Here is an 18,999-nt window from a genome sequence, read left to right as displayed (position 1 = left end):
TTTTCCCCGGAACGCCATCGCGAACGCATGGCGTTCCATTGACTTTGTGAATCTTAGGAAACGGGACCGATTATGGATAACTTGCGCTTCTCTTCTGCGCCGACAGCAGATTCCATTGATGCATCGATCGCTCAACACTACCCGGACTGCGAACCTGTCGCGGTTATCGGCTACGCCTGCCATTTTCCTGAATCGCCGGATGGCGAAACGTTCTGGCAAAATCTGCTGGAAGGTCGTGAATGCAGCCGACGCTTTACGCGCGAAGAGCTTCTGGCCGTCGGTCTGGATGCCGCCATCATTGACGATCCTCATTATGTCAATATCGGTACGGTGTTAGACAACGCCGACTGCTTCGACGCCACCCTGTTTGGCTATTCGCGACAGGAAGCGGAGTCGATGGACCCGCAGCAGCGCCTATTTTTGCAGGCGGTCTGGCATGCGCTGGAACATGCCGGTTATGCCCCCGGCGCCGTCCCCCATAAGACCGGCGTTTTCGCCTCTTCCCGGATGAGTACCTACCCCGGTCGCGAAGCATTGAACGTGACAGAAGTCGCGCAGGTAAAAGGTCTGCAATCTCTGATGGGCAATGATAAAGACTATATTGCCACCCGCGCCGCGTACAAACTCAACCTGCACGGCCCGGCGTTATCGGTACAGACCGCCTGCTCCAGCTCGCTGGTTGCCGTGCATCTGGCCTGTGAAAGCCTGCGCGCAGGCGAATCCGATATGGCGGTTGCCGGCGGCGTGGCGCTCTCTTTCCCCCAGCAGGCAGGCTACCGCTACCAGCCCGGAATGATTTTCTCTCCTGATGGTCACTGTCGTCCCTTTGACGCCTCGGCTGAGGGCACCTGGGCCGGTAACGGTCTCGGCTGCGTGGTGCTGCGTCGCCTGAGAGACGCGCTGCTGTCAGGCGATCCGATTATCTCGGTGATCCTCTCCAGCGCGGTCAACAACGACGGCAACAGAAAGGTCGGCTATACCGCCCCTTCCGTCGCAGGGCAACAGGCAGTCATCGAAGAGGCGTTAATGCTGGCGGCCATCGACGACAGGCAGGTAGGTTACATTGAAACCCACGGCACCGGCACACCGCTGGGCGACGCGATTGAAATTGAAGCGTTACGCAACGTCTATGCGCCTCGCCCGCAGGATCAGCGCTGTGCGCTCGGTTCCGTGAAAAGTAACATGGGCCATCTGGATACCGCGGCGGGCATTGCCGGACTGCTGAAAACCGTTCTGGCAGTCAGTCGCGGGCAAATTCCTCCCTTACTGAATTTTCACACCCCCAACCCGGCGCTGAAACTTGAAGAGAGCCCCTTTACCATACCGGTGTCGGCACAGGCATGGCAGGACGAAATGCGCTATGCGGGCGTCTCCTCCTTTGGTATTGGCGGCACCAACTGCCATATGATCGTCGCCTCGCTGCCCGACGCGCTCAACGCGCGCCTCCCCAATACGGATAGCGGCAGAAAAAGTACCGCGCTGCTGCTCAGCGCCGCCAGCGACAGCGCGTTGCGGCGGCTGGCGACGGATTATGCCGGGGCGCTGAGAGAGAATGCGGATGCCAGCTCTCTGGCCTTCACAGCCCTGCACGCGCGCCGTCTCGATCTCCCCTTCCGCCTGGCGGCGCCATTAAACCGTGAAACCGCCGAGGCGCTCAGCGCCTGGGCCGGTGAGAAATCGGGGGCGCTGGTTTACAGCGGCCACGGCGCCAGCGGCAAGCAGGTGTGGCTGTTTACCGGCCAGGGCTCGCACTGGCGCACTATGGGTCAAACGATGTACCAGCACTCAACGGCGTTTGCCGACACGCTGGATCGCTGTTTTTCCGCCTGTAGCGAAATGCTCACGCCGTCACTGCGCGAAGCGATGTTTAACCCCGATTCGGCGCAACTGGACAATATGGCCTGGGCGCAGCCGGCGATTGTCGCGTTTGAAATCGCGATGGCGGCGCACTGGCGTGCTGAAGGACTGAAGCCAGACTTCGCCATTGGGCATTCCGTCGGTGAATTTGCCGCTGCTGTTGTCTGCGGACACTATACGATTGAACAGGTCATGCCACTGGTTTGTCGGCGCGGCGCGCTAATGCAGCAGTGCGCAAGCGGCGCGATGGTGGCGGTATTTGCAGACGAAGACACGCTGATGCCGCTGGCTCGCCAGTTTGAGCTGGATCTCGCCGCCAATAACGGTACGCAACATACGGTATTTTCCGGGCCGGAAGCCCGTCTCGCAGTATTTTGCGCCACGCTCTCGCAGCATGACATTAACTATCGTCGCCTGAGCGTAACCGGTGCGGCGCACTCCGCTTTACTGGAGCCGATACTCGATCGGTTCCAGGACGCCTGCGCGGGACTGCACGCGGAGCCGGGGCAAATACCGATTATTTCCACGCTCACCGCCGACGTCATTGATGAGTCAACGCTCAACCAGGCGGATTACTGGCGCCGACACATGCGCCAGCCGGTGCGTTTTATCCAGAGTATTCAGGTGGCGCATCAGCTCGGCGCCCGCGTTTTTCTGGAGATGGGGCCCGATGCCCAGTTGGTTGCTTGCGGGCAGCGCGAATACCGCGATAACGCATACTGGATAGCCAGCGCCCGGCGTAACAAAGAGGCGAGCGATGTCCTCAATCAGGCCCTGCTCCAGCTTTACGCTGCCGGCGTCGCCCTACCGTGGGCCGACCTGCTGGCGGGCGATGGACAACGTATCGCTGCGCCATGTTATCCGTTTGATACTGAGCGTTACTGGAAAGAGCGCGTCTCCCCGGCCTGCGAGCCTGCCGACGCAGCGCTGTCTGCCGGGCTGGAGGTGGCGAGTCGCGCCGCGACAGCGCTCGATCTCCCTCGCCTGGAAGCGCTTAAACAGTGCGCCACGCGACTGCACGCCATCTACGTCGATCAACTGGTACAACGCTGTACCGGCGATGCCATTGAGAACGGCGTGGACGCCATGACCATCATGCGCCGTGGACGTCTGCTGCCCCGCTACCAGCAGCTACTCCAGCGCCTGCTGAATAACTGCGTGGTCGACGGCGATTACCGCTGCACCGACGGGCGATACGTCCGCGCCCGCCCCATTGAACATCAACAGCGGGAATCACTGCTGACGGAACTTGCCGGTTATTGTGAAGGTTTTCAGGCTATTCCCGACACCATCGCCCGTGCCGGCGATCGGTTATATGAAATGATGAGCGGCGCGGAAGAACCGGTGGCGATTATCTTCCCGCAAAGCGCCTCCGACGGCGTGGAAGTGCTGTATCAGGAATTCAGCTTTGGCCGCTATTTCAACCAAATCGCCGCCGGGGTATTACGCGGCATTGTCCAGACGCGTCAGCCCCGCCAGCCGTTGCGTATTCTTGAAGTTGGCGGCGGAACCGGCGGCACCACCGCGTGGCTGCTGCCGGAACTCAACGGCGTTCCGGCACTGGAGTACCATTTCACCGATATCTCGGCGCTGTTCACCCGTCGCGCCCAGCAGAAATTCGCCGACTATGATTTTGTGAAGTATAGCGAGCTGGATCTCGAAAAAGAGGCGCAGTCTCAGGGTTTCCAGGCACAGTCTTACGATCTTATCGTGGCAGCGAACGTGATTCACGCCACCCGCCATATTGGCCGCACGCTCGATAATCTGCGCCCCCTGCTCAAGCCGGGCGGGCGCCTGCTGATGCGCGAAATCACCCAGCCAATGCGTCTGTTTGACTTCGTTTTCGGCCCGCTGGTTCTTCCGCTACAGGATCTCGACGCCCGCGAAGGTGAGTTATTCCTCACCACCGCTCAGTGGCAACAACAGTGCCGCCACGCCGGATTCAGCAAAGTGGCGTGGCTACCGCAGGATGGCAGCCCGACCGCCGGGATGAGCGAACATATCATTCTCGCCACGCTGCCCGGTCAGGCGGTTAGCGCCGTAACATTCACCGCGCCATCAGAACCCGTGTTGGGGCAGGCGCTGACGGATAACGGTGATTATCTCGCCGACTGGTCTGATTGCGCAGGTCAGCCCGAACGGTTTAACGCCCGCTGGCAGGAGGCCTGGCGTCTGCTTTCACAGCGTCATGGCGACGCTCTGCCTGTGGAACCGCCCCCCGTCGCCGCCCCGGAGTGGCTGGGGAAGGTTCGCTTAAGCTGGCAAAACGAAGCCTTTTCCCGCGGTCAGATGCGCGTTGAAGCCCGTCATCCTGCTGGCGAGTGGCTGCCGCTATCGCCCGCCGCGCCTCTTCCTGCGCCGCAGACGCATTATCAATGGCGCTGGACGCCCCTCAACGTCGCCAGCATTGACCAACCGCTTACCTTTAGCTTCAGCGCCGGTACGCTTGCGCGCAGCGACGAGCTGGCGCAATACGGCATCATTCACGATCCGCACGCCTCTTCGCGACTGATGATTGTTGAGGAGAGCGAGGATACGCTGGCCTTAGCGGAGAAAGTGATAGCAGCGCTCACCGCCAGCGCAGCCGGATTGATTGTGGTTACTCGCCGCGCGTGGCGAGTCGAGGATAATGAAGCACTCTCTGCATCCCATCACGCGCTATGGGCCTTGCTTCGCGTCGCGGCCAACGAACAGCCGGAACGGTTGCTTGCCGCCATCGATCTCGCCGAACCCCCCCCGTGGGAAACGCTGCATCAAGGGTTGAGCGCAGTCTCACTATCACAGCGCTGGCTCGCCGCACGGGGTGACACCCTTTGGCTCCCTTCACTGGCGCCCAATACGGGATGCGCCGCTGAATTACCGGCAAACGTGTTTACCGGCGATAGCCGCTGGCATCTGGTGACCGGAGCGTTTGGCGGATTAGGCCGCCTTGCCGTGAACTGGCTCAGAGAAAAAGGGGCGCGACGCATCGCCCTGCTGGCGCCGCGCGTGGATGAGTCATGGCTACGCGACGTGGAGGGCGGGCAGACGCGCGTCTGCCGTTGTGATGTGGGCGATGCCGGGCAACTGGCCACGGTTCTTGACGATCTGGCGGCCAACGGCGGCATTGCCGGAGCGATTCATGCCGCTGGCGTATTGGCTGACGCGCCCTTGCAGGAGCTTGATGACCACCAGCTGGCTGCCGTTTTCGCGGTAAAAGCGCAGGCGGCAAGCCAGCTGTTGCAAACCCTGCGCAACCACGACGGACGCTATCTTATTCTCTACTCTTCCGCTGCCGCCACCCTCGGCGCGCCGGGTCAGAGCGCCCATGCGCTGGCCTGCGGCTACCTGGACGGGCTGGCCCAGCAGTTTTCCACCCTTGATGCGCCGAAAACGCTCTCTGTCGCCTGGGGCGCATGGGGAGAAAGCGGTCGGGCGGCCACGCCGGAAATGCTGGCGACGCTCGCCAGCCGAGGTATGGGCGCGTTAAGCGATGCCGAAGGCTGCTGGCACCTGGAACAGGCGGTGATGCGCGGCGCCCCGTGGCGACTGGCGATGCGCGTTTTTACCGACAAAATGCCCCCGTTACAACAGGCTCTGTTTAACATCAGCGCCACAGAAAAAGCCGCAACGCCGGTCATTCCTCCTGCTGATGACAACGCCTTTAACGGCAGCCTGAGCGATGAAACAGCGGTGATGGCATGGCTGAAAAAGCGGATTGCGGTTCAGCTAAGGCTGAGCGATCCGGCGTCACTGCATCCAAACCAGGATCTGTTGCAACTCGGCATGGACTCGCTGCTCTTCCTTGAACTCAGTAGCGATATTCAGCACTACCTGGGCGTACGCATCAATGCGGAACGGGCGTGGCAGGATCTGTCTCCTCATGGACTCACGCAGCTTATCTGTTCTAAGCCAGAGGCGACGCCTGCCGCTTCGCAGCCGGAAGTGTTGCGGCACGACGCCGACGAGCGTTATGCGCCCTTCCCTTTGACGCCCATTCAGCACGCCTACTGGCTGGGGCGAACCCACCTCATTGGCTATGGCGGCGTCGCCTGTCACGTCCTGTTTGAGTGGGATAAACGCCACGATGAGTTCAATCTCGCCATACTGGAGAAAGCATGGAACCAGCTCATCGCACGCCACGATATGTTGCGTATGGTGGTTGATGCCGACGGGCAGCAGCGAATCCTGGCGACAACGCCGGAGTATCACATCCCGCGTGACGATCTGCGCGCGCTTTCCCCGGAAGAACAGCGCATCGCGCTGGAAAAACGGCGGCATGAACTGAGCTATCGCGTTTTGCCTGCCGACCAGTGGCCTCTTTTTGAGCTGGTGGTCAGCGAAATCGACGATTGCCATTACCGTCTGCATATGAACCTCGACCTTTTGCAGTTTGATGTGCAGAGTTTTAAAGTCATGATGGACGACCTGGCGCAGGTCTGGCGCGGTGAAACGCTGGCGCCGCTCGCTATTACCTTCCGTGATTATGTGATGGCTGAACAGGCGCGCCGACAGACATCGGCATGGCACGATGCCTGGGATTACTGGCAGGAAAAACTGCCGCAACTGCCCTTAGCGCCAGAGCTGCCGGTGGTTGAGACGCCCCCGGAAACGCCACACTTCACCACCTTCAAATCGACGATCGGCAAGACAGAATGGCAGGCCGTGAAACAGCGCTGGCAGCAGCAAGGCGTCACACCGTCTGCCGCGCTGCTCACGCTGTTTGCCGCCACCCTTGAGCGCTGGAGCCGTACCACAACATTTACGCTGAACCTGACGTTCTTCAATCGCCAGCCGATCCATCCGCAAATCAACCAGTTGATTGGTGATTTTACCTCCGTCACGCTGGTTGATTTTAACTTCTCAGCGCCGGTGACGTTGCAAGAGCAGATGCAACAGACCCAACAGCGCCTCTGGCAAAACATGGCGCACAGTGAAATGAACGGTGTTGAGGTGATCCGTGAGCTGGGCCGCCTGCGCGGATCACAACGTCAACCGCTGATGCCGGTAGTGTTTACCAGTATGCTGGGGATGACGCTGGAAGGCATGACTATCGATCAGGCGATGAGCCATCTGTTCGGCGAACCCTGCTATGTATTCACGCAAACGCCGCAGGTCTGGCTGGATCATCAGGTCATGGAGAGCGACGGCGAGTTGATGTTTAGCTGGTACTGCATGGACAACGTGCTGGAACCCGGCGCTGCCGAGGCGATGTTTAATGACTATTGCGCCATCCTGCAAGCCGTCATCGCCGCCCCTGAAAGCCTGAAGACTCTCGCCAGCGGCATCGCCGGGCACATTCCCCGCCGACGCTGGCCGCTGAACGCGCAGGCGGACTACGACCTGCGGGATATTGAGCAGGCGACGCTCGAATACCCCGGCATCCGGCAGGCCAGAGCGGAAATAACCGAACAGGGCGCGTTGACGCTGGATATCGTGATGGCCGACGATCCGTCGCCATCAGCGGCGATGCCTGATGAGCACGAACTTACCCAACTGGCGCTGCCGTTGCCTGAGCAGGCGCAGCTTGATGAGCTGGAGGCGACCTGGCGCTGGCTGGAGGCGCGTGCGCTACAGGGGATCGCGGCTACGCTAAATCGTCACGGCCTGTTTACCACGCCGGAGATCGCCCATCGCTTTAGCGCAATAGTACAGGCGCTGTCCGCGCAAGCGTCTCACCAGCGTCTGCTGCGCCAGTGGCTACAGTGTCTGACGGAAAGAGAGTGGTTAATCCGCGAAGGTGAAAGCTGGCGCTGCCGCATTCCGCTCAGCGAGATTCCTGAGCCTCAGGAAGCGTGCCCGCAAAGCCAATGGAGCCAGGCGCTGGCGCAGTATCTGGAAACCTGCATCGCCCGGCACGACGCCCTCTTCTCCGGGCGGTGTTCTCCGCTGGAATTGCTGTTCAACGAGCAGCATCGCGTTACCGACGCGCTGTATCGCGACAACCCCGCCAGCGCCTGTCTGAATCGCTATACCGCGCAGATTGCCGCCTTGTGCAGCGCAGAACGGATTCTGGAGGTTGGCGCCGGAACCGCAGCCACTACCGCGCCGGTGCTGAAGGCCACGCGGAACACGCGGCAGTCGTACCACTTCACGGACGTCTCCGCGCAGTTCCTCAATGACGCCAGATCCCGTTTCCATGATGAATCGCAGGTGTCTTATGCCTTGTTCGACATCAACCAGCCGCTGGATTTCACCGCCCACCCGGAGGCGGGTTACGACCTGATCGTTGCCGTCAATGTGCTCCACGACGCCAGCCATGTCGTCCAGACGTTGCGCAGATTAAAACTGTTGCTGAAAGCCGGCGGACGTTTGCTGATCGTTGAAGCGACGGAGCGAAACAGCGTATTCCAGCTGGCGAGCGTGGGCTTTATTGAGGGATTAAGCGGATACCGCGATTTCCGCCGCCGGGATGAGAAACCGATGCTCACCCGCTCCGCATGGCAGGAGGTTCTCGTTCAGGCCGGGTTTGCAAACGAGCTGGCGTGGCCCGCGCAGGAATCGTCGCCGCTGCGCCAGCATCTGCTGGTGGCGCGTTCGCCTGGCGTAAATCGCCCGGATAAAAAAGCCGTGAGCCGCTATTTACAGCAGCGCTTTGGCACCGGTCTGCCCATTTTACAGATCCGGCAAAGAGAAGCGTTATTTACACCGCTGCATGCCCCGTCTGATACGCCGACTGAGCCAGCCAAACCCACGCCAGTTGCCGGGGGGAATCCGGCGCTGGAAAAACAGGTGGCTGAACTCTGGCAATCGCTGCTGTCTCGCCCCGTGGCAAGGCATCACGACTTTTTCGAACTGGGCGGCGACAGCCTGATGGCGACAAGGATGGTCGCGCAGCTAAACCGGAGAGGGATTGCCAGGGCTAACCTTCAGGATCTGTTCAGCCATTCGACGCTGAGCGACTTCTGCGCCCATCTACAGGCGGCTACGTCAGGAGAGGACAACCCGATACCCCTTTGCCAGGGCGACGGTGAGGAAACCCTGTTTGTCTTCCACGCTTCAGACGGCGATATCAGCGCCTGGCTGCCGCTCGCTAGCGCGTTGAACAGGCGCGTTTTCGGCCTGCAAGCAAAATCGCCGCAGCGCTTTGCCACGCTCGACCAGATGATCGATGAGTATGTCGGGTGCATCCGTCGTCAGCAGCCTCACGGCCCTTATGTGCTGGCGGGTTGGTCGTATGGCGCGTTTCTTGCGGCGGGCGCCGCACAGCGCCTGTACGCCAAAGGCGAGCAGGTTCGGATGGTGTTAATCGATCCCGTGTGCCGACAGGATTTCTGTTGCGAAAACCGGGCGGCCCTGCTGCGCCTGTTAGCCGAAGGACAAACGCCTCTGGCACTGCCCGAACATTTCGACCAGCAGACGCCCGACAGCCAGCTTGCCGACTTTATCAGCCTCGCTAAAACGGCCGGTATGGTGTCGCAAAACCTGACGCTGCAAGCGGCAGAAACGTGGCTCGACAACATCGCGCATCTGCTGCGTTTACTGACTGAGCATACGCCGGGCGAAAGCGTTCCGGTCCCCTGTCTCATGGTGTATGCCGCCGGGAGACCCGCGCGCTGGACGCCAGCAGAAACCGAGTGGCAGGGCTGGATAAACAACGCCGACGACGCTGTGATTGAAGCCAGCCACTGGCAAATCATGATGGAAGCCCCCCACGTTCAGGCTTGTGCGCAACACATTACGCGCTGGCTTTGCGCAACCTCAACGCAACCGGAGAACACGTTATGATGCCGTCCGCCTCCCCAAAACAACGCGTACTGATTGTGGGCGCCAAATTTGGCGAAATGTACCTGAATGCCTTTATGCAGCCCCCGGAGGGGCTGGAACTGGTCGGCCTGCTGGCGCAGGGAAGCGCCCGTTCAAGAGAGCTGGCTCATGCGTTTGGCATTCCGCTGTATACCTCGCCGGAACAGATAACCAAGATGCCGGATATCGCCTGTATTGTCGTGCGTTCGACCGTCGCCGGAGGAACCGGTACGCAGCTTGCCAGACACTTTCTGACGCGCGGCGTACACGTCATTCAGGAGCATCCCCTCCACCCGGATGACATCAGTTCCTTACAAACGCTGGCGCAGGAACAGGGCTGCTGCTATTGGGTAAACACGTTTTATCCGCATACGCGCGCGGGACGCACATGGCTTCGCGATGCTCAGCAGCTGCGTCGCTGCCTGGCTAAGACGCCGCCGGTAGTCCACGCCACCACCAGCCGACAGTTGCTCTACTCCACTCTGGATTTGTTGTTGCTGGCTCTGGGCGTTGATGCCGCCGCCGTGGAGTGCGACGTGGTTGGCAGCTTTAGCGATTTTCACTGTCTGAGACTCTTCTGGCCGGAGGGAGAAGCCTGCCTGCTGCTTCAGCGCTATCTCGATCCTGACGATCCAGATATGCATAGCCTTATCATGCACCGCCTGCTGCTGGGCTGGCCGGAAGGTCATCTTTCGCTGGAGGCGAGCTACGGCCCCGTCATCTGGTCATCCAGCCTGTTTGTCGCAGACCATCAGGAGAACGCCCACAGCCTCTACCGCAGACCGGAGATCCTGCGCGATCTGCCGGGTCTGACGCGCAGCGCGGCGCCCCTGAGCTGGCGCGACTGCTGCGAAACCGTCGGGCCGGAGGGCGTCAGCTGGTTGCTACACCAGTTGCGCAGCCATCTGGCGGGCGAACATCCACCAGCGGCCTGCCAAAGCGTACATCAGATCGCGTTATCACGTTTATGGCAGCAGATTTTACGTAAGACCGGCAATGCGGAGATCAGACGCCTGACACCGCCGCACCACGACCGGTTAGCCGGTTTCTACAACGATGATGATAAGGAGGCGCTGTGACGCAATCTGCAATGTGCATCCCGCTGTGGCCCGCCCGGAACGGCAATACTGCGCATCTGGTCATGTGCCCTTTCGCTGGCGGCAGCAGTAGCGCGTTTCGCCACTGGCAAGCTGAGCAACTGGCTGATTGCGCGCTTTCTCTGGTGACCTGGCCGGGGCGCGATCGCCTTCGCCATCTGGAACCGCTCAGAAGCATTACACAACTGGCGGCACTGCTGGCGAACGAGCTGGAAGCATCCGTATCGCCTGACACGCCGCTTTTACTCGCCGGGCACAGCATGGGGGCGCAGGTGGCGTTTGAAACCTGCCGACTTCTGGAGCAACGGGGGCTTGCGCCACAAGGACTGATTATTTCCGGGTGCCATGCCCCGCATCTGCATTCTGAACGCCAGCTCAGCCATCGGGATGATGCCGACTTTATCGCTGAGCTGATAGACATTGGCGGATGTTCTCCTGAACTGCGGGAAAACCAGGAATTAATGTCGCTGTTTCTTCCTCTTCTGCGCGCTGATTTTTACGCCACCGAGAGCTATCACTACGACTCGCCCGACGTCTGTCCGCCGCTGCGCACGCCTGCGCTGTTATTGTGCGGCAGCCACGATCGCGAAGCCTCCTGGCAGCAGGTCGATGCCTGGCGTCAGTGGCTGAGCCACGTTACAGGCCCGGTGGTGATTGACGGCGATCATTTCTATCCCATTCAACAAGCCCGGTCCTTTTTTACGCAGATTGTCCGCCATTTTCCCCACGCATTTTCTGCAATGACCGCGTTGCAAAAACAGCCCAGTACTTCAGAAAGGTGACGCATGAATTCTTCCTTTAAATCTCTGATTGAACAGTATCCCTTACCCATTGCCGAACAGTTGCGCCACTGGGCGGCCCGTTATGCCTCGCGAATTGCCGTCGTTGATGCAAAGGGGTCGTTAACCTACAGCGCGCTTGATGCACAAGTTGACGAACTTGCCGCAGGTCTGTCATCACTGGGTTTGCGTTCGGGGGAGCATGTAATTGTGCAGCTTCCCAACGACAACGCGTTTGTTACCCTGCTGTTCGCCTTGTTAAGACTGGGCGTTATCCCCGTGCTGGCGATGCCCTCGCAACGGGCGCTGGATATCGACGCGCTGATTGAGCTGGCGCAACCCGTCGCTTACGTTATTCACGGGGAAAACCACGCAGAGCTGGCCCGACAGATGGCGCACAAACACGCCTGCTTGCGTCATGTTCTGGTCGCTGGAGAGACCGTGAGCGACGATTTTACGCCGTTCTTCTCCCTTCACGGTGAGCGACAGGCATGGCCGCAGCCTGATGTTTCCGCCACCGCGTTGTTGTTGCTCTCAGGCGGCACAACCGGCACGCCCAAACTCATCCCGCGCCGACATGCCGACTATAGCTATAACTTCAGCGCTTCTGCTGAACTGTGCGGCATCAGCCAACAGAGCGTGTATCTCGCCGTCCTCCCGGTGGCGCATAACTTTCCGCTGGCCTGCCCCGGTATTCTGGGAACGCTTGCCTGCGGCGGAAAAGTGGTGCTGACCGACAGCGCCAGCTGTGATGAGGTGATGCCTTTAATCGCGCAGGAAAGAGTGACTCACGTCGCCCTGGTTCCGGCGCTGGCGCAATTATGGGTGCAGGCCAGGGAGTGGGAAGACAGCGACCTTTCGTCGCTGCGCGTCATTCAGGCAGGCGGCGCCCGGCTCGACCCGACGCTTGCTGAGCAGGTTATCGCCACCTTTGACTGTACCCTGCAACAGGTTTTCGGTATGGCGGAAGGCCTGCTCTGTTTTACCCGGCTGGACGATCCGCATGCCACCATTCTCCACAGCCAGGGGCGCCCGTTGTCCCCTCTGGATGAAATCCGCATCGTTGATCAAGACGAGAACGACGTCGCGCCGGGCGAAACCGGGCAATTGTTAACGCGCGGCCCTTATACCATTTCGGGCTATTACCGCGCCCCTGCCCACAACGCGCAGGCCTTTACCGCGCAAGGGTTTTACCGCACAGGCGACAATGTCAGGCTGGATGAGGTGGGGAACCTGCACGTTGAGGGACGCATAAAAGAGCAGATCAACCGCGCCGGAGAAAAAATAGCCGCGGCTGAAGTGGAATCGGCACTGCTGCATTTAGCGGAAGTGCAAGATTGCGCGGTGGTCGCCGCGCCGGACACGCTGCTTGGCGAGCGGATTTGCGCGTTTATCATCGCGCAGCAGGTGCCAACTGACTATCAGCAGTTGCGTCAACAACTGACCCGTATGGGGCTCAGCGCGTGGAAAATTCCTGACCAAATCGAGTTTCTGGACCACTGGCCGCTCACCGCCGTCGGCAAGATAGACAAAAAACGCCTGACGGCTCTCGCCGTCGACCGTTATCGCCATTCTGCCCAATAAGCGCAAACCGACCCGAAACAGGTTGAAATAAACCCGTTTCGGGTAGCACCACTATTAGAAATAGTTATCATTTTCAATTCACCATTGTCGGTATTTTTGGCGTTTCGCCGTCTTACAGGGACTCACAACAATGAAAATGACACGGCTTTATCCTCTGGCCTTGGGGGGATTATTGCTCCCCGCCATTGCTAATGCCCAGACTTCACAGCAAGACGAAAGCACGCTGGTGGTTACCGCCAGTAAACAATCTTCCCGCTCGGCATCAGCCAACAACGTCTCGTCTACTGTTGTCAGCGCGCCGGAATTAAGCGACGCCGGCGTCACCGCCAGCGACAAACTCCCCAGAGTCTTGCCCGGGCTCAATATTGAAAATAGCGGCAACATGCTTTTTTCGACGATCTCGCTACGCGGCGTCTCTTCAGCGCAGGACTTCTATAACCCCGCCGTCACCCTGTATGTCGATGGCGTCCCTCAGCTTTCCACCAACACCATCCAGGCGCTTACCGATGTGCAAAGCGTGGAGTTGCTGCGAGGCCCACAGGGAACGTTATATGGCAAAAGCGCTCAGGGCGGGATCATCAACATCGTCACCCAGCAGCCGGACAGCACGCCGCGCGGCTATATTGAAGGCGGCGTCAGTAGCCGCGACAGTTATCGAAGTAAGTTCAACCTGAGCGGCCCCATTCAGGATGGCCTGCTGTACGGCAGCGTCACCCTGTTACGCCAGGTTGATGACGGCGACATGATTAACCCCGCGACGGGAAGCGATGACTTAGGCGGCACCCGCGCCAGCATAGGGAATGTGAAACTGCGTCTGGCGCCGGACGATCAGCCCTGGGAAATGGGCTTTGCCGCCTCACGCGAATGTACCCGCGCCACCCAGGACGCCTATGTGGGATGGAATGATATTAAGGGCCGTAAGCTGTCGATCAGCGATGGTTCACCAGACCCGTACATGCGGCGCTGCACTGACAGCCAGACCCTGAGTGGGAAATACACCACCGATGACTGGGTTTTCAACCTGATCAGCGCCTGGCAGCAGCAGCATTATTCGCGCACCTTCCCTTCCGGTTCGTTAATCGTCAATATGCCTCAGCGCTGGAATCAGGATGTGCAGGAGCTGCGCGCCGCAACCCTGGGCGATGCGCGTACCGTTGATATGGTGTTTGGGCTGTACCGGCAGAACACCCGCGAGAAGTTAAATTCAGCCTACGACATGCCGACAATGCCTTATTTAAGCAGTACCGGCTATACCACCGCTGAAACGCTGGCCGCATACAGTGACCTGACCTGGCATTTAACCGATCGTTTTGATATCGGCGGCGGCGTGCGCTTCTCGCATGATAAATCCAGTACACAATATCACGGCAGCATGCTCGGCAACCCGTTTGGCGACCAGGGTAAGAGCAATGACGATCAGGTGCTCGGGCAGCTATCCGCAGGCTATATGCTGACCGATGACTGGAGAGTGTATACCCGTGTAGCCCAGGGATATAAACCTTCCGGGTACAACATCGTGCCTACTGCGGGTCTTGATGCCAAACCGTTCGTCGCCGAGAAATCCATCAACTATGAACTTGGCACCCGCTACGAAACCGCTGACGTCACGCTGCAAGCCGCGACGTTTTATACCCACACCAAAGACATGCAGCTTTACTCTGGCCCGGTCGGGATGCAGACATTAAGCAATGCGGGTAAAGCCGACGCCACCGGCGTTGAGCTTGAAGCGAAGTGGCGGTTTGCGCCAGGCTGGTCATGGGATATCAATGGCAACGTGATCCGTTCCGAATTCACCAATGACAGTGAGTTGTATCACGGTAACCGGGTGCCGTTCGTACCACGTTATGGCGCGGGAAGCAGCGTGAACGGCGTGATTGATACGCGCTATGGCGCACTGATGCCCCGACTGGCGGTTAATCTGGTCGGGCCGCATTATTTCGATGGCGACAACCAGTTGCGGCAAGGCACCTATGCCACCCTGGACAGCAGCCTGGGCTGGCAGGCGACTGAACGGATGAACATTTCCGTCTATGTCGATAACCTGTTCGACCGTCGTTACCGTACCTATGGCTACATGAACGGCAGCAGCGCCGTCGCGCAGGTCAATATGGGTCGCACCGTCGGTATCAATACGCGAATTGATTTCTTCTGATTATTGTAAAAGGGATACCGAAAAGGTATCCCTTTTACACCACTAGTTAAAACCAGTAACTCAGCAGAGTCGCAAAAAATATTAATCCATAGTGATTATTTAAACAATGAAATTGCGATTAGGACAAATAGATTTAACTTTCTCGTTCCTTTCTCTCCTTATACTAAAGAAATAATCATATCAAAATAAAAATTCACAACAGTGCAACATTAAAAACACAACCAACAAACAATCCTATATACAAGGCACATCTCCAGAATATAAAAGCACAGACAAACAACCTAAAAAAAACAACCCGAATTAATAAAACCTTTACAATTACACACCCTCAACTCAAAACAATTTCGAAAACTCAAAGATTTCATCGGCAAAAACAGTCATTAACACATCTATTTTTTTGAAATTCTGTAGAGTAAAACTGATATAAAGCATTTATCATATTAACATATCAATAAGTGCAAACTTAAAAATCAAAAGTTAGGGTTCAGTAAAACCAATTCGCCACAAAAAAAACCACCCCATACATATAAATTATTTTATAGGTAAAATAGATTATATATTCTCATAGCTACCACAAACTATACTAGCCTGAACTATATTTATTCTTCTGCAATCAATGCATACATAACACAAATATCACTCAGGTACACTACTCAAACCACGCTGGGATTTTTCCTCAAGTTATAATCATCACCCCGAAAATCATTCGGCATTTACTCATTAAATAGTCACCCCATAGGCCTGTACATGTTCACTCAGAAATATACATCCTTTTCTCTGTCATAAACCCTCTGATTAATCATAAATAAATACTTGTGGCACCAATCTTTTTCCTTAACGGAACGAATTGTTGTGTAGAAGGAGATAATATTATGTCAAAAAAATATCAGCCATTGCTTATAACTCATTATATGTCAACATGGGTCACTGTAACGGAAGCAGTTGAGATCACTACCAAAGCCATAAAACAAAAAATTACTCCTAGCGATATTTATCGTCATGCCTTGAGTGGCAACATCCTACTATCGGTCTATTTCCAGTCTCCTGTGATACTTAAGAAGATACAAACTTTTAATGGAAAAATAAAATTCAGGCAGTTTGAGGGAGACCTACTTGATAAACTATGCATGCTTGACAGGGACGGTTTTATTTATGGTCAAAATTTAAGACTCTGTACAGAAGCCAGATATGTTTGTCCTGTGCAACAAATTATAGATACCCCCCTGATAGGCTATGAATATGTTTTGATTCAGCGCATACTGGCACGTGAACTTAAATTCCCCTCCCCAATTGTGGGGGCAAGAAAAACTAACCATGGTATTATAGTAAGATTTTCAGAGGAGCTTTTTCAAATTTTCGAAACGATGAGTTGGAAAGAACGCGTAGAAAAACAAATTTCCAGACTACCTAAAAACACAGCATTAGATGTCATAAAAAAACTAACAGAAGTGACGACCATAAAATATAATCACAATGGGTGCTTTCCTCTTTATACATTACCGCCTGATGCCTGTTTTGTTATTCGCCACACCGAAGTCGAAAGACTAATTAATTTATACAAAAAAAGGGAGAGTCATCCCATTTCACCTTCCCGTATGACAACACCGTTATCACGCCTGTTTTGGCTGGCCTGCAAGCACAATGATACTATCAGCCCACTGCTGAATCATCCCTATAAGCTCCTTTCTATTTTTGAACAATGGGCATCAGACGATGGCATCGGGGAAAAACTGGACGCTGAAACACTGAAAAATGCGCTGAAGCGTGGTTCGCCATCTTCGACATCCTTATCCGGCTAATACCATCCCCATTTGTAATGGCCGACAACCCTAAATAAGGGTTTTGCATCCCTTATTTAGGGCTCACCAGCTTTCTCTCAGGCTTCCACTGTGTTTTTTTATTCTCCGGCCACCGTTTATTTCAGTCACAGGAGGATATATGACATCTTATCAGTTACTACGCCTCAGACAGGTTGAGCAAAAAACAGGGCTGAAGCGTTCACAGATATACCTTTATATGAAAGAGGGTGCATTTCCCCGTTCAATAAAAATAGGCCCTGCTAGTGTTGCCTGGCTCGAGTCTGAGATTGACGAGTGGATCAACAAAAAGTTATCTGACCGATAAAGACGCAATGAGGAGAAGATGATGAACATTAATATCCCGGCACTCATAAACTTCGATCCTGCAGGTATAAAAAAAAGCACCTGCATGTATATTTCAGACCTGCCCGGTATTGTGCTATATGACACTATACCATTCACTGAATATTCAGCTGAATTACTGAGCACTTATTCAGTTAAGGAGTCAATTTCATGCTTCCATCCCTGAATCATATTATATTAACCGTTGCTCTTCAGGCGCTACGGGAAGGAAATATTCATCACTGCGAAACTATGGGATTCACTTACGATGAAATGAATTTGCTCGGTTGCTTATCAATAAACGATCTTATCACCCTCAGTCAGGCACCTTTACCGCTTGTCGATATTACTATCCGCCATGATGTCCTGCAAAAATTACTGGCATCATCCCACGAGGAAAACAGGCGTCAGGAACAACTGAACAGAGCTGTCAGGCTGGGGGGCTCAATCGCACTGATGAACCGTTATTTCGGGGTTGGCTCCAGAGAAACCTGTGCACGCCGCCGGTTACTCGGTGTCTCCGTTCCAAACGGGAGAACACCCATTCCGGATGAAGAAACCGATGCTGCAATCTGGCATCAGTGGCAAAAATATCGGGTCGAAAACATTGATTCCCCGGAGGCGCTGGACGCCATGATGCAGGTTACAGAAAACCTTTCAGCGTGTACTGCCCCCTCGCTGACCGTTGTCTGGAACTGCATCACGCATTGCGAAAGAAAGAACACGGTAAGGAGAATACAACGTGCCAGATGAAATCGATCGCGATCAGGCGTTTAATGAACGGTGCCTAGAAGCACTGATTGAACAAAGCCGGTTAAGACCCACACCGACACCTTCCCTGCAGCACTGTCGATTTTGCGGCAAGGCTATTCCGGAAAAACGCCGTCAGACGCTGCCGGGTGTAACAACCTGTACTGACTGTCAGTCGATACTGGAGAAACGCAGACGTTAAATCTGTATGTGCGGAGGAGAATAGCTCCGCACATTTTAATATGCACCAGCCGGCTTGTTTTCAGGTTCCCGTGCCTCCATGTCATGGATGAATAACCTGCTCACATCTCCTGCTGTGGCAATCCTTTTTTACAGTCAGTACACCAGAGGTCAGACATGAACAAACCGGCAAACAAGATGGAATTCGTCAGAAAACTGCGGTAAATAAATGACGGCAGCCTGCTGGAAAAGGTTGTCGGGCATATGGAAGAAAAGCTCACAGGGAATGAGCTTGAAATGCTTTATGCCGCAGCAGATTATCGCCGCGCAGAGATTGTAATGAACCAGTACTTTGATAAGGTTCCCGGTAATGTCTGGAAATATGTCAGATAACTCTGTGTTTTTTATGCAACAGGTACAGACGGACACCACTGCGGCATGAAAACGAATTTCACCACCCGGCCCGGTAAGTATCGGCCTAAGTGGCCGGGAAACGTTTAACCAGATTAAAGACCGTCCCTTACAACAAAAGGGACTACTGTATTCCTGTCTTTCACGCCTTACATATTATTGTCGTTACCAAATTCAGCCACAGAGACAGCATACAACCCCATCTGACATATAAAGAAAGTCTTCCTCCGGATGTTTAATTTAACCTGATAATAATCAACAAATATTATTATCAGCCCGCCCGTCATCATTCATGCACACACACACCGTGCCAGTAATACGTT

10 protein-coding genes and 1 pseudogene are annotated in these 18,999 nt (G+C 55.9%); all 11 read left to right on the top strand.

Annotated elements, in window-relative coordinates; genetic code table 11:
- Window positions 1-72: 72 nt before the first annotated feature.
- Complete coding sequence (gene irp1 / locus KB890_RS23415; protein WP_094965472.1) at window positions 73-9,564, top strand: yersiniabactin polyketide synthase HMWP1; 9,492 nt, start codon at window positions 73-75, stop codon at window positions 9,562-9,564.
- Entirely contained in the window at window positions 9,561-10,661 is a 1,101-nt protein-coding gene (ybtU, locus tag KB890_RS23410; protein WP_000982853.1) for a yersiniabactin biosynthesis oxidoreductase YbtU, read from the top strand. Before irp1 ends, ybtU begins: the two co-directional genes overlap by 4 nt.
- Window positions 10,658-11,461 (top strand): yersiniabactin biosynthesis thioesterase YbtT, encoded by an 804-nt coding sequence (gene ybtT, locus KB890_RS23405; RefSeq protein ID WP_000194282.1) that lies wholly within the window; start codon window positions 10,658-10,660, stop codon window positions 11,459-11,461. Before ybtU ends, ybtT begins: the two co-directional genes overlap by 4 nt.
- A gap of 3 nt (window positions 11,462-11,464) precedes the next feature.
- Window positions 11,465-13,042 carry a yersiniabactin biosynthesis salycil-AMP ligase YbtE gene (gene ybtE / locus KB890_RS23400; RefSeq protein ID WP_094965470.1) on the top strand — a complete coding sequence of 526 codons (1,578 nt, stop codon included), beginning with the start codon at window positions 11,465-11,467 and terminating at the stop codon, window positions 13,040-13,042.
- Window positions 13,043-13,172: 130 nt separating this feature from the next.
- On the top strand, window positions 13,173-15,194 hold the full coding sequence (fyuA, locus tag KB890_RS23395; protein ID WP_000784549.1) for a siderophore yersiniabactin receptor FyuA: 2,022 nt from the start codon (window positions 13,173-13,175) through the stop codon (window positions 15,192-15,194).
- An 872-nt stretch (window positions 15,195-16,066) separates the two neighbouring features.
- Window positions 16,067-16,993 (top strand): hypothetical protein, encoded by a 927-nt coding sequence (locus KB890_RS23390; RefSeq protein ID WP_211778007.1) that lies wholly within the window; start codon window positions 16,067-16,069, stop codon window positions 16,991-16,993.
- Window positions 16,994-17,132: 139 nt separating this feature from the next.
- On the top strand, window positions 17,133-17,318 hold the full coding sequence (locus tag KB890_RS23385; protein ID WP_000205185.1) for an AlpA family transcriptional regulator: 186 nt from the start codon (window positions 17,133-17,135) through the stop codon (window positions 17,316-17,318).
- 21 nt (window positions 17,319-17,339) lie between these two features.
- Entirely contained in the window at window positions 17,340-17,522 is a 183-nt protein-coding gene (locus tag KB890_RS23380) for a hypothetical protein (protein WP_001513329.1), read from the top strand.
- The gene (locus KB890_RS23375) at window positions 17,507-18,088 is read left to right on the top strand and encodes a DUF2857 domain-containing protein (RefSeq protein WP_001593435.1); all 582 of its coding nucleotides are present in this window, start codon (window positions 17,507-17,509) and stop codon (window positions 18,086-18,088) included. Before KB890_RS23380 ends, KB890_RS23375 begins: the two co-directional genes overlap by 16 nt.
- Entirely contained in the window at window positions 18,078-18,287 is a 210-nt protein-coding gene (locus tag KB890_RS23370) for a TraR/DksA family transcriptional regulator (RefSeq protein WP_001112403.1), read from the top strand. The genes KB890_RS23375 and KB890_RS23370 overlap by 11 nt, the downstream gene beginning before the upstream one ends.
- A gap of 221 nt (window positions 18,288-18,508) precedes the next feature.
- Window positions 18,509-18,658: pseudogene (locus KB890_RS23365) on the top strand (Hha/YmoA family nucleoid-associated regulatory protein); the annotation flags it as partial.
- Window positions 18,659-18,999 lie beyond the last annotated feature (341 nt).

The organism is Klebsiella sp. P1954, from assembly GCF_018199955.1.
Taxonomy (GTDB): Bacteria; Pseudomonadota; Gammaproteobacteria; order Enterobacterales; family Enterobacteriaceae; genus Klebsiella; species Klebsiella pneumoniae.
This window is presented reverse-complemented; position numbering and strand designations above follow the sequence as displayed.